Source organism: Streptomyces sp. NPDC029164, assembly GCF_055563995.1.
The window spans coordinates 1-11,667 of the sequence record NZ_JBVHWW010000075.1; the positions used below are offsets into that span (position 1 = coordinate 1).

Annotated in this window: 12 protein-coding genes and 1 pseudogene; 5 read left to right on the top strand and 8 right to left on the bottom strand. The window is 69.6% G+C overall.

The annotated features are described in order from the left end of the window. The first annotated feature begins 681 nt into the window (after nt 1-681). On the top strand, nt 682-972 hold the full coding sequence (locus tag ACZ4VT_RS36905; protein WP_467955730.1) for a hypothetical protein: 291 nt from the start codon (nt 682-684) through the stop codon (nt 970-972). A gap of 150 nt (nt 973-1,122) precedes the next feature. Here ACZ4VT_RS36905 and ACZ4VT_RS36910 read toward each other — a convergent pair whose 3' ends face one another. The 3 genes from ACZ4VT_RS36910 to ACZ4VT_RS36920 all read right to left on the bottom strand — a co-directional run bounded on the left by ACZ4VT_RS36910 (nt 1,123) and on the right by ACZ4VT_RS36920 (nt 3,756). Then, nucleotides 1,123-1,719 (bottom strand): hypothetical protein, encoded by a 597-nt coding sequence (locus ACZ4VT_RS36910; RefSeq protein WP_467955731.1) that lies wholly within the window; start codon nt 1,717-1,719, stop codon nt 1,123-1,125. Next, nucleotides 1,719-3,368 (bottom strand): helix-turn-helix domain-containing protein, encoded by a 1,650-nt coding sequence (locus tag ACZ4VT_RS36915; RefSeq protein ID WP_467955732.1) that lies wholly within the window; start codon nt 3,366-3,368, stop codon nt 1,719-1,721. Before ACZ4VT_RS36915 ends, ACZ4VT_RS36910 begins: the two co-directional genes overlap by 1 nt. Nucleotides 3,369-3,573: 205 nt before the next feature. Next, nucleotides 3,574-3,756 carry a hypothetical protein gene (locus ACZ4VT_RS36920; protein WP_467955733.1) on the bottom strand — a complete coding sequence of 61 codons (183 nt, stop codon included), beginning with the start codon at nt 3,754-3,756 and terminating at the stop codon, nt 3,574-3,576. A gap of 436 nt (nt 3,757-4,192) precedes the next feature. Here ACZ4VT_RS36920 and ACZ4VT_RS36925 point away from each other — a divergent pair, with 436 nt between their 5' ends. Further along, nucleotides 4,193-4,339, top strand: a complete 147-nt coding sequence (locus ACZ4VT_RS36925) for a hypothetical protein (protein ID WP_467955734.1) — start codon at nt 4,193-4,195, stop codon at nt 4,337-4,339. A 3-nt stretch (nt 4,340-4,342) separates the two neighbouring features. Here ACZ4VT_RS36925 and ACZ4VT_RS36930 read toward each other — a convergent pair. The 5 genes and pseudogenes from ACZ4VT_RS36930 to ACZ4VT_RS36950 form a co-directional block, all read right to left on the bottom strand. After that, nucleotides 4,343-4,468 (bottom strand): annotated as a pseudogene (locus ACZ4VT_RS36930) (XRE family transcriptional regulator); the annotation flags it as partial. Between the two features lie 432 nt (nt 4,469-4,900). Beyond that, nucleotides 4,901-5,032 (bottom strand): hypothetical protein, encoded by a 132-nt coding sequence (locus ACZ4VT_RS36935; RefSeq protein ID WP_381900702.1) that lies wholly within the window; start codon nt 5,030-5,032, stop codon nt 4,901-4,903. A 986-nt stretch (nt 5,033-6,018) separates the two neighbouring features. After that, nucleotides 6,019-6,282 carry a hypothetical protein gene (locus ACZ4VT_RS36940; RefSeq protein ID WP_467955735.1) on the bottom strand — a complete coding sequence of 88 codons (264 nt, stop codon included), beginning with the start codon at nt 6,280-6,282 and terminating at the stop codon, nt 6,019-6,021. Next, entirely contained in the window at nt 6,279-6,590 is a 312-nt protein-coding gene (locus ACZ4VT_RS36945; RefSeq protein ID WP_467955736.1) for a DUF6247 family protein, read from the bottom strand. Before ACZ4VT_RS36945 ends, ACZ4VT_RS36940 begins: the two co-directional genes overlap by 4 nt. 278 nt (nt 6,591-6,868) lie before the next feature. Next, nucleotides 6,869-8,293: a hypothetical protein gene (locus tag ACZ4VT_RS36950; RefSeq protein ID WP_467955737.1), complete on the bottom strand. Its 1,425-nt coding sequence runs from the start codon at nt 8,291-8,293 to the stop codon at nt 6,869-6,871. Nucleotides 8,294-8,805: 512 nt separating this feature from the next. On the opposite strand from ACZ4VT_RS36950, the gene ACZ4VT_RS36955 reads away from it, so the two are divergent. The 3 genes from ACZ4VT_RS36955 to ACZ4VT_RS36965 are packed head-to-tail and all read left to right on the top strand — an operon-like array spanning nt 8,806 to nt 11,428. Next, nucleotides 8,806-9,117, top strand: coding sequence for a hypothetical protein (locus ACZ4VT_RS36955; RefSeq protein WP_467955738.1), 312 nt, complete (start codon nt 8,806-8,808; stop codon nt 9,115-9,117). An 8-nt stretch (nt 9,118-9,125) separates the two neighbouring features. Beyond that, entirely contained in the window at nt 9,126-9,797 is a 672-nt protein-coding gene (locus tag ACZ4VT_RS36960; RefSeq protein ID WP_467955739.1) for an RNA polymerase sigma factor, read from the top strand. A 5-nt stretch (nt 9,798-9,802) separates the two neighbouring features. Further along, a complete protein-coding gene (locus tag ACZ4VT_RS36965) occupies nt 9,803-11,428 on the top strand; it encodes an IclR family transcriptional regulator domain-containing protein (protein ID WP_467955740.1) in 1,626 nt (541 codons plus the stop codon). Nucleotides 11,429-11,667 lie beyond the last annotated feature (239 nt).

The window sequence follows — 11,667 nt, forward strand, 5'->3', positions numbered from 1 at the left end:
AGGAGATCACCACCCGGGCCCGGGAACGCGCCCAGGAGGCGGACCTGCTGCGCTTCGGGCTGGACGAGATCGCCGCCGTGGAACCGGTGGCCGGCTGGCAAGAGGAGCGGGGGCCGTTCACGGGGTTCTTCGACTAATTCTGGCAGGTCAGAGAGCTTTTGACGGGTTATCAGGGGCTCGATCCCGAGGGCCGGACCCTGCGGGACCGCCGCCCTCCCGGTTGCTGCCGGTCGCGCTGCGCGCTCCTTCTCCGTAGCAGTATGCCCGCCGGCCCCCACTCCTGTCCACCCCACCGCCCCATCCACGACACGCTACGCAACGTCACGGATCCCCCAACCACCCTCCAATCATTGGTCTATACCGCTACTCGGGCAGCAGCAGCCACACACCCCCTTCTGAATACCCTCCCCCACCCCCAAACCCCAAATACCAAAACCCACACACCTCCTGACCCCATACCAAAAACACAACCCCTCAACATCCCATCCACATCAATGCATCAAAACCCCCCGCCCCCCAACCCCCACTGGGCGGGGGCAGGTTCTCGGGGTGCGCGCTGCTCCGGTCCGGGGGATGCTGAAAGCACACGGCTGCGCCCGGGGGGCTCCAGTATGAGTCTCCCTAAAATGGCGCCTGCCCCCGCTGTTTCATGCCCACGGGCGGTCTGTTGTGAGGTGAGAAATGCCCGGGAAGTTCGTCGACGAGGTGGTCATCTACCGGTGCGGTTCCAATCCGGACGGAAGCGCGATCATGTGTTCCAAGTTGGGTTACGCCAAGGTGCCATTCTTCTTGCACGAGGCACCGCCAACAGAGGGAACGCCGCTGGGATGGCAAGAGGCCGGCAACACGGAGATCCACATCCCGCTGGAAAAATTTACCGAGACAATGAAGGAATTCGGCATCACCGTGGACTACGACGAAGGCGAATTCGAGCGCAGACTCGGCCCGCGGCCTGAGGAGACGGAGTCCTAGGTCGTCATCTCATCTGGGCAAGTAGGAGATGAGACCCCGCGTCTCGACCAGACACCGGGCGTCCCGCTGCCCACAAAGCTCACCACAGCCACACACACGGCTGATCCCCCGTCATTCTGGGCGGTGGATCAGCCTGGAACAGCAGGAGCGTCAGGCTCCGATTCCGATGGAGGAGACGTATGCGTAGGCCGCATATTCTGAGTCGAGATCGCTGATGACGTCGTCCCAGATCTCATCAACCAGGGACTCGTCACGGTCGGCCCATGCCTTGACCAGATCGTCCCAGATGTACCGGACGGTGATAGAGCGGTCGCTCAGGGGGCGCCGGAATTTGTCGTCCACGTGGCTCTGGTCGACAGGGTAGATCTCCATACGCCGGCCGCGGCCGTTGTTGTCGAGGTGGCGGGCGAGCCAGCCGGAGCGGATCAGGTTCTCCCGCCGGCGCCACCAGTACGCCGCGTCAATCCGCTCCCTGGACGCCGGGGACGGGGTGGCCTTTCCACGCATCCAGGAGCGCACCGTGCGGGCTGTGACGCCCTGTTCGGCCAGGGCCTCGCGGCCGGCCGGGCTGTCGAGGTAGCGCAGGCGTGCTGTGAGGCCGCGGCGGGAGGTGACGGGCGAGACGATGCCGGAGGAGTGGACGATCCGGTTGAGTTCCAGGATCAGGGCTTCGCCGCCCTTCATGCCGCGGGCGTCGTGCTTTCCCCAGTCGCCCCAGCGGGCCCACAGGTCCTCGGAACCCGCCATCAGCGCTTACCCCCCAGCGTGTACGTCTGCTTTTCCTTCACCTGGTTCAGGTCCCGGCCCTCGGCGAAAACTGTCCGCCAATCGCCGATCACGTGAAGTTCGTCCGTGCCGGAGATTTCCACGACCTGGAGTCCTGCCTTGTGGATTTTGTTGGCTTTCATCCACAGATTCGCGAACGCTTTCGCGCGCATAATGTGCATCCAGTCCGGCCGCCGCATATCGCGATTCGCGGTCGATTCACCCAGGGTGGAAACCAGCTTAGAGTACATGGATTTCACGTAGTTCACGGTCAGTTCGTCACCCTCGGCCAGGGCCGTTTTACGAACTTCCGCCAGGGCGCGGCGGAGTTTTTCCAGCAGGACTTCTGTGCCGCCGGAGACGAGTGAGCGGTGAATGGTGGGGGCGTCGGCGAGGTCGTCGCGGGCGCAGTCGAGGAGGAGGCGGAGGGTGGATTCGGTGACCCACAACTCGCCTGGCTCCATCCGGTTGCCCAGCGGGTTGGGGAGGTCGGTGTGGTCCCAGGCGGCCGGAGTGATCAGGTGGACCCCGGACTTTTTCCGGTCGTGGACGCCGCTGGTATTTTCGAGAAGTTGGCCGATTGGGAGCCAGCACTTGAAGGCCGACAGGTAGGCGGCGTTCATGTCCAGGGCCGTCACCTCGAAGGTCTCGCCCTTCTTGGCCGCCTGGAAGACGTGGGGGTTGCGCCACTTCGGGCGGCCCTCCCAGATCTCGTCCGCGCCCTTCTGGGAGCGCTTGCGCAGCACGTCGGCGGTCGGCGGGAACTCCGAGTGCTCGTACCGGCCACCGACCCGGGACTCCTTGAACAGCTTCATGACGTCGGGGATCGCCGACTTGATGAGGGCAGCCTGGGCGGCCTCCAAGTCCCCGGTGCACTCCTCCAGCACCTCGTGCACCCGACCCGTGATCTCGTCGACGAGCGTCCCAGAGGCGTACGCCCGCGGCCCCCGCACCACGGCCGGCTCCATCCTGGCCGGCTCCGGCGCAGGCTCGACCTCCGGCGCAGGCTCGGCTTCGGGTGCAGGCTCCGGGGCGACGGGCTCCGCCGCGGCGTCTGCCGCCGGCTTCGGAGCTGGAGGCTCGGCGGGGAGCTGCTGCGGAACGGGTGCCGGAGCGGGTGCTACCGGGACCGACGCCGGGCCCGGGGCCGGGGGCGCGGCGGCGATGGCAGCCGCGCATTCCTCGGCGCTCAGGTGCTGCGGGAACCCGTCGACCTCCTCGCTGCACGGCTGCCCGCATAGCACGCACGGCACGACGGCCGCAGCGGCCGGCGGGGCCGGCGCCTGCGGAGCCTGGGCGGGGAGCTGCACGGCCGGGAGTGGCAGTTGCGCGGCCGGGGCGGGGGCCGGCCGCGGGGCGGCGAGGTCGGAGGAGCGCAGGGCGGGGGTCGAGCCGTGGAGCACGCCCACCGCGTGGGTGGGGCCGGCCAGCAGGTCCAGGACGTGCAGACCGAAGTGCGCGGCCAGACCGTCGACATCCTCCAACGACCAGTGCTGACGACCGGCCTGCTTACGGGAGATCTGCGCCTGCGACAGGCCGAGCCCGTCGGCGAGAACGTTCTGACGCTCACCGGTGCGCGTCATCAGCGCAGCGACCGTCAGCCTGAGGAGCTCTTCCGTACCCATCACCATGATGCAAGTCTAGTCCACGCGATGCGAATAACGCATGCGTAATGCGCCAAGCGAATCTGTGGGCGAGTGTCGATCATGGGCCGTGGCCGTCCTGGCCTTGATCCGGTGCCGAGGCGTGCGGGAGTCGCCAGCGCGGGCCCCAGGTCTGCGGCGCGTTCCGCACGTTGTACTGCGCCACTCACTCGGACGCGGGCCGGCTCCAGCGCTATCGCGGGCCCCAGGCCTCCATCCCGTTCCGGGCGTTGTACTGCGCGACCCACTCGGCGACGTCGGAACCGTCCGCGGGCGGGTAGGCGACGTCAGGCACGAGCCGGAGCACCTCGGGGACGCTCACGCCCGGATGCATCTTGCGGACGTGGTCCCCGGCCCGGGCCATCGCCCGGTCCACCGCCCGTCCTCGAGGACGAGCTCACCCATCGCTCCGCACTGCGCGCACCGGACGTACGTCACCGCGACCGGGGCCCGCATCCCGAACGACAGCTGCTCCACCATCTCCATGCCATGCCCAACGCGGCCAGTTCACGCCGCACGCCGTCGGACCGGCCCGGCGGTAGGAGGAGGGGTTTCAAGACCGGCCGTACACCTCACTTCAGTCCCGGCCTGGCTCGCCGTGAGGCCTTACCTCCTCAACGCGCGGCATTCAAGGGCCTAACAGGACATCTAAGGGCCTTAACAGGTCCGCTCCCGTGGAAACCCCTCAGGTTAGGGCGGCGTACCTGCCTACCCTTAAAGGGGTAGAGGTCGGCACTTGCGCGACTAGGCCGCCGGTCCTCGAACGTTCGACCCGTCCGAGTGCGACCGCCTTCCGAAGCCTGGAGACAGACATGCCTAACGACCGCACCAACATCGCCATCGCCGTCATGGGCGCCGGATTCGCCGGGACCGTCGCGGTCGCCAGCCCGGCCCTGATTCCCGCCCTCGGCCTGGCCGTCGCCGTGTTCGTCGCCGCAGTCGCGTTCCTGAAGTTGTGAGGCCTATTCGACTTCCGTCATGAGAAGTCGGAGGGTCAAGGAGTGCTTTTCCGGTGGGAGGGCATCCAGCGCGGCACGGGCGTGGACGGTGCCGGCTGCGGTGTCGCCGGAGCGGGCGAGCATCAGACCGCAGGGCTGCGCAGCCGGCTCTTGGCGGGCCGGATCCCAGGGGTCTTCACGCGCATGATGTCGAGATGCGTAAGTCGACTCACGCTTCACGGAGACGAGACGAGCCCGCCGTGAGGAGACCTCGCCGGGAGGTGAACGGGACGGGGTAGCGCATAGCCCGCTGCGCTAGGGTGGGGTGCGGTGTCACGTAAATGCCTTACGCGACTGCGGCGGGCACGGTGCGAGATACCAGAGGCGGCCGCTGCGAAAGCAGAGCCGTCTGCCCCACCTCCTCGGGCGCCGCCGGATGGCCGGTGCAGCCGAGGCGCTTGGTCCGGGTTGCAGCCCGGACCAAGCCCTCAGCATGGTGACGGTGGTGCTAATGAGCCCGGCCGACTGATACCCGGCCGGGCTCAATGCTGAGCCTGCCGTCCGTCCGGTCCCACCACGTCCTCATCCGACGTTCTCCACCAGCCACGTCACCGCCTTGACGATCAGCGGCACCACAGGCGACCAATCGACCAGCGCCTGAAGAAACATCAGCCGCCGCTCGCGCCGCTCCTCGTGCTCCACCCTGTTCGTCAACTGCCCCTCCAACTCCCATGAGGACCACCCGCACTCAAGGCGCGGGATCTCCACACGACAGGTGTCGGTGGATGTTCGGGAGGAGCTGGTGAAGCAGCCACCACTCTACGAGAAGCCGCACCCCTTGGTGGAATTAGGGACCACAACTTCTGGGTGGCAGCGGCCATACAACCACCAGATCTTGGGTTGTGATGGATTTGGACACCACTGTGTGTCGCGGCGTCCGATAGCCGGTCAGAGCAGCTGCAACGATCAGGTGGCGGCCACTTGGGCCGTGCGGCCCCAGCGGCATCACTGCTGACAAAGGCCCTGATCAGGGAAGGGGATCCCGACCGGGATGGGTACCGTAAGCAGCGCCATCAGGCCGAACCCGCGTTCGTCGATCCGATCGCCCATACATCCCCAAGCCCCGCAAGACGATCCGCACCCTTCCCCTCGAACGTACGTTTGGGACGACCTTTCGAAAGCAACTACCGTTGCCCAGCTAGGGAGAACATTTCGAAAAGGGGCCGGTGCGACCACCACCCGCAAACAGTGCCGCCATCACTGCCCAGAACCGCTCCCAGAGTCGGTGCTCCGTGAACGACGCAAACATGAACCCGCAGGCGGAGCCCACAGCACGCAGCGATGCCGCCGAAGAACACCAGCACCGACCATCCGAAGCCGGTCAACATCCTGACCTCACACCTCCGGCTGTACCGCGCTGTTCGCGTGCGCCAATCGACTCCATGGAGTCGATCGGCGCCGTCACTTTCAGAAGCGACAGGATCTCGTCGTCGCGGTCATCCAGGTCATCCGCGACCCCGCACCCCCACCGGCACATCTCCATCTGTGACGACCGGGCGAGCACAGCCCGACGCCTGGCAGCCCGTGAACCAGGAAGCACAAAGGCTCCGAACCGTCGTGTACCAGAAGTCCGGCAATGTAAGCGTTGCCGCCATACGCGACCGCCAACGTCGGCCGTCCAGCACAGCGACGGTCCGTGCCTAGCCCAGCCAGACGATGCCCAGGACGGACAGCCGCCGAGTCAGCCGGTTGGCCACGTAGACGACGGACAGCTGCCCGACGGACGCGGCCCGGACGTCCTGACCCTCAGGATCACCGGCGTTCCACTGGGGCCAGCCCCATGGGGAGCGCACCGCGATGTCCAGGACGTCGCGGACCATCTCCCGGGCCGGCTCGGGGAGCTCGGCGAGGGTCTTCGCGGCCTGCGGGGACAGACGCACCGCCCACGGCTGTTCTTCGGTCACGGGCGGCCGCCGAGGACGTCGGCCAGGTCCACGAAGTCGGAGTCGTCCTGGCCACAGTCCATGAAGGCGTCGACGTCCGGGGCCGCGGCCACGCGCAGCTGCCAGGTGCGCACCACCTCGTGCAGCGGGGTGAGGCTGAACGCGTGGCGGGCATCCTCCAGGGCCTTGCCCCAGTCCCGCTCGAACGCCGGCACCCACTGCTCGGCACGGCGGTCCGCCCGGAGCTGGGCCAGGAGTTCGGCCGCAGCGCCAGGTGCGGGCGCGTACGGGGCGGCGGGGGCGGGTGTGTGGTCGGGCTGGGCGCTCATCGGCTCCTCCTGCGGCGGGTGCTAACAGCCACCGTAGAACGCCCTGGCCTGGGTCGTGGAGGTTCGGACGGATGCCGCAGCCCGGCCCCGCCTGCTGCCGCGCCGCGGGCGGGGCAGCAGGCGGGGCGAAACTGCACCTTCACGCGGGGCTCTTCGCCGCTTCTGCTCGTCGAAGGGCGTTCACCATCGTCCACGAGAGGTTGTCGGAGTCCAGGTCTTCGTCGCCGACCGCGTCCAGGTAGGCCTCGATGGCCTCGCGCAGGACTTCCGCCTTCTCGTCATTCGTTATGCCGGCCGTCTGCCCGAGGACCGACGGCCGTGAGACCGCGTGCCCGGGACAGGTCGGTGCAGCGGATCCCGCCTCCGGGGTGCCACTCCATCACCGGCGCCACCGCGTCGCCGTGCTCGGCGCACCAGGAGACGGGGACCACGCCGCCGCAGTCGTGCCGCGTGCAGACGCAGCCTTCACCCGGACCCGCGTACGCAATCCCGTGGCGGACCACCCCGCCCGCCGCCCCTGACCCGGCGGTGCCGCGCAGGCCGGCTGGCCAGGCCAGCGTCAGGCGCAGGCCGCCCGATCCCGACCGGAATCGGTCGATCATCCGCACCTCCCCCGGCACCGCCAGCGGGCCGGTACCTGGCGCGGTCAGCCGGCGCAGCGACGCCCCGAACTCCCGGCCGGCCAGGGCGGCCAGCTCGTCGGCGTCATCGTCGGTGGACCAGCCGGACAAGCAGTCCTCGCCGGCCGCGTCGTCGGCCAGAGACAGCCACGGGTCATCGAAGCGGAACCGGTGCGTGGCGCCTCCGGCCCCGGCCACCACCAGCGTGGCGAGCGTCGGCCCCGTGGGTACTTCGATCTTGTCGTGGGCGAGGAGCCAGGCCACGACCGCGCGGCGGTCGAACTGCGGGTGCACGTCCGTAACGGCCATCGGGTCGGGGAAGTTGGGATGCCGGCGGCGCCAGTTCACCACCGTGGCCCGGCCCACCCTGGCGATCCGCGCCACCGCCGCCAGAAACACCCGGTCCTCGCCCGACACGAGCGGGGTGAGGGCGGCGAGCGGGGAGCGGCGGCCGGCACGGACGGTGCGCACGGCCCGCCAGTCCACGGAAGGGCGGACCACCTCCAGGAGCGCGATCTCCTGGGCGTCGTACAGGGGGACCGTGGTCACCCCGCCGTGGTGCTTGTAGTCGATGTCCACGGAGCCGATCGGGGCCAGCCACCCGAGCCGCACCACCTGGTCGAAGTCGGTACGGCGCACGCCCAGTCGCACCGCGGCCTGGTCCGGGCCGAGGGGCACATGCCGGTCCAGGAGGGCGGGCAAGTCCCGGCGGCGGCAGAGCGCGGCCACCTGGTCCGGATGGACGACGGGGAACTGGGGGTCCCCGCCGAGGTAGACCAGGAAACCGGCCTTCACGAGGTGGCCGACCGCCGAGGCGGTCACCCTCGGCCGGAGAATCGGGAGCGGCACCCCCAAGGCCTCCGTCAGCCGGTCCGCCGCCACCCCGGCCTCGATCCCCCGCAGCGCCGCCCGCACCTGCTCCGGGTCGGCGGCCTCCACCACCGCACGCGACCACCGCCCCGGCCCGACATCGCCGGGAGGGACCAGCCCCGTACCGGTCGCCCACCGCCACGCCGCGACCGGCACCCGCAGCCGTCCCGCCGCCTGACCCTCGTCGAACACCTCACGCACCGAACGCGCCATGAACCCCACTCCAATCCGCACACGAGCAGCCCGACGACCGGGCCGCCCGAAACATGCAGAAAGACCCCGTTTGATGTCAAGAGGCGTGATTCCGGGGCGAGTTGGAGGCGCACCACACAAGTCGCCCACGCGTACACGAGGCCCGGATTCACCCGGGCGGGGGACGGCAGCGGCCACCGACGGGCTGCGGTCGACTGAGTTCGGGCGCCCGGTCACCGGGCTGAGAAGGGCCCCGCACGCCGCGGAGCGCCGACAACGATGAGGGCCGGCTGCGGGACAGCTCGACCGGCCGTTGCCCGGAACAAGCAGGCACCAAGTTTCCGGCGGCCGCCCCGCGTTCATACAGGTCAGAGAGCTGTAGCCACGCGTCTACGGGCGGTGGCTGCGGACAGCGACCATCACTCGAATGGGTGATTCAGGGGGTGCTGAAGGGAGAAGGGGGGCGCTCGGTTGTCCTGGTTGCGTGGGCGCGATCCGTGCCCGTACCGACCGCAGATGGAGAACGACTTCAGATGCCCTTCGACTGGACCGGGGTCCCCCCGGCTGTGGGCGCGGTGGCTGCCCTGGCGGCCGCCCTGATGAGGCTGTGGCGTGACCGCAGGTCCCGCACGGCAGTACCGGAAACCCCTCAAGAGGACGTGGCCGCCGTGGTCCCGGCGGCGGCCGGACGGGTGCCGGTCATGGTGCACGTCGAGGTGTCCGGGCCTTCCCGGGTGCGCGTGACGGTCGCAGACCGCGGGGGGCTGATCCTGGTCGACGTGGCGGTAGACCCCGATGCCGCCAACCGATCGTGGCCCTCACCGAAGGAGCGCGCGCCGTGGTAGCAGGTGAGATGCCCAAGACGCCACCGCGCTCGCGCGCGGACAAGCCGTTGGCGGCGGTGAAAGCCGGCGCAGCCGGGGAGGAAGGAAGTCGTGGCAGCGGGTGGGCCGACTCCGAGCAGGCCCAACAGCTGGTCACGGATGCACTGGATTTCCTGGAGAACGAGCCGGCGGTTCTGCGCGGGAAGACCAGCGGAAAGCTGTCGTGGGCGACGTGCGAGGACGTCGTGCAACAGGCGGTGACCAACGTGATCACGCGGGTGGCCGAAGGGCTGCTGGGTGACGTGGTGAACTTGACCGCGTACCTGCGCAAGTCGGCGTGGAACCTGGCTCTCAACCAGCTGAACGCGCAAGCGCGTCAGGAACTGGTAGGGGACAGGCTGGAGTCGTCCGCCACGTCGCTGGCCCCCTCGCCCGAGCAGATGGCGGTCGGGGATCTGGACCCGATGCGGGACCTGCTGGTGGGGGCGATCGAGGCAATGCCGTCGTCGGTGCGCCGGCAGGTGGTGCGGCTACAGATCCAGGGCCTGACCGACGTCGAGATCGCCGCCGCCCTCGGCATACGCGCCCGACGACTCCACCAGGAGCGTCACAACGCTGTTGTGGAGCTGCGGCACGCGCTGCAGGCGTTCATCCGTGATGCGCACCGGAAATCATCAGGACGCAGGAAGAGGGACAGGTGACGGTGGTGACCCGTTTGAACAACGACAGCCGCGACCTTCCGCCGTCGACCGGGCTGGTGGAGCTGCTGGCGAAGCTGGCCGGGCCGGAAGACTTCTGGGACCGGCCCCAAGGAGACTTCGGTCCGCTGAGCGGCTTGTACGGGCTCGACCGGGACGGGTGGGAGCGGGCGAACTCGCTTTACCTGCTCGGATCGAAGGCCCTGCGCCGGGGTGAGCTGACCGTGGCAGCGGACTGGCTCGGCGAGTCCGCCTCCGCCGGCCACCCCGGAGCGATGTTCCGCATGGCCGCGCTCACACTGCGCGCGGGGGCGGACTGGACGGACGAGGCACGGTTCCTGGTGGCCGAGGCCGCCCGACACGGCCACGGTGACGCCGCGCGCCTGTTGGCCGCGCTCGCCCGCCGCCTCCCCGACGAGGAGCCCGGACAGCCCGAGGACGAGGAGCACTTCGACGAGGTCCGTGCAGGGCTCGGCGTGCCCGAGCACCTGCTGCACCCCGACACCGACGGCTCCCCCACCACGACCGGCGCGGTGGGCGGCGAGCAGCCGCAACTGCACCTCGTACCCGCCCCCCAGGTCCCCGAATACGGGTACGCCCCCCAGCCGGCGACGGCCGGCGGTCGGCGGCCGCACCTGGCCGCACTGCCCCCCGCCCAAGGCGGGCTTCGTCTGCCGCTGCCCGATCTGCGTCCCGACGCGACCGCGGCTGCGGTGCACCTGCTGCGGCAGGCCGCCGCCGAGGCGGACACCGACGACGGCAGGGAGATGGTGGAGCCCTGGTCGGTGAACGCGTTGCGCCCCGCCGTCCTCAATGACATGGCCCGCCACCGCAACACCCCCACCCCCGTGCCCCGGAAGTGGCAGACCACCCAGCGCGCCCGCGACCTGCTCCACGTGATCAGCACGGCCGGCGGCATCGACAGCCGTGCCCTGGCGCACAAGGCCAGGATGTCGCTGAACACCACCGTGCGGCTGCTGGACTGGCTCCTTGAGCAGCGGCTCGTCGAGACCGTCGGCGGCGCATACTTCACCGGCCCCGTCCTCGACCTCGTCACCAAGGCGGACCCCCACCGGCGGATGCTCAACCTCGCCCTCGAACAACTCCGCGACGACCTCGGCGCCGCCGTCTACATCAGCACCTACACCCACGGGGAGATCGAGGTCAACGGCTGCGCACACAGCGCCTCCGCCCCACCCGTCCACGAGTGGGCCCCCTTCACCGAAACCGCCCATGCCAGCGCCGTAGGCAAAAGCCTCCTCGCGCAACTCGACTTCGACTCCCGCATGGACCACCTCACCCGCTACCCCTCCGTGCAACTGACCGAACGCACCATCACCAGCCCCCGCGCCCTCCTCGACGTCCTCGACGAGCCCGGCCCCCACGCCGCCCAGTTCGACCTCCTCGAATACTCCGAGAAAGAAGTCTGCGTCGCGTTCTCCCTCGGGCTACCCGGCCGGGCCTCCAGCATCGCCGTGTCCCTGCCCGCCCACGACCACACCCGCCTGATCACCGCCGCCCAAGGCCTCAGCCAACGCGCCACCGGCCTCCTCCTCGCCCACCTCCTCACCGACGACAACCAAGACACCCACACCAACAACAGACAAGAACAACAACGCCGCGCCCTACCCTGACCAGCAACTCTCTCCTCGCAACACGCCAGGCACACGCGGAGCCGCCCCAGACACCGGTACTGGCCCGGGGGGTGTGGCGGGGGGGGCGCCCGGTTCACCGGTGCAGCCCGCCTCCGCACCGTGCCGCACCATGCGACAGACAGAGCGGCGGGGGGGGGGGGGGGGGGGGGGGGGGGGGGGGGGGGGGGGGGGGGGGGGGGGGGGGGGGGGGGGGGGGGGGGGGGGGGGGGGGGGGGGGG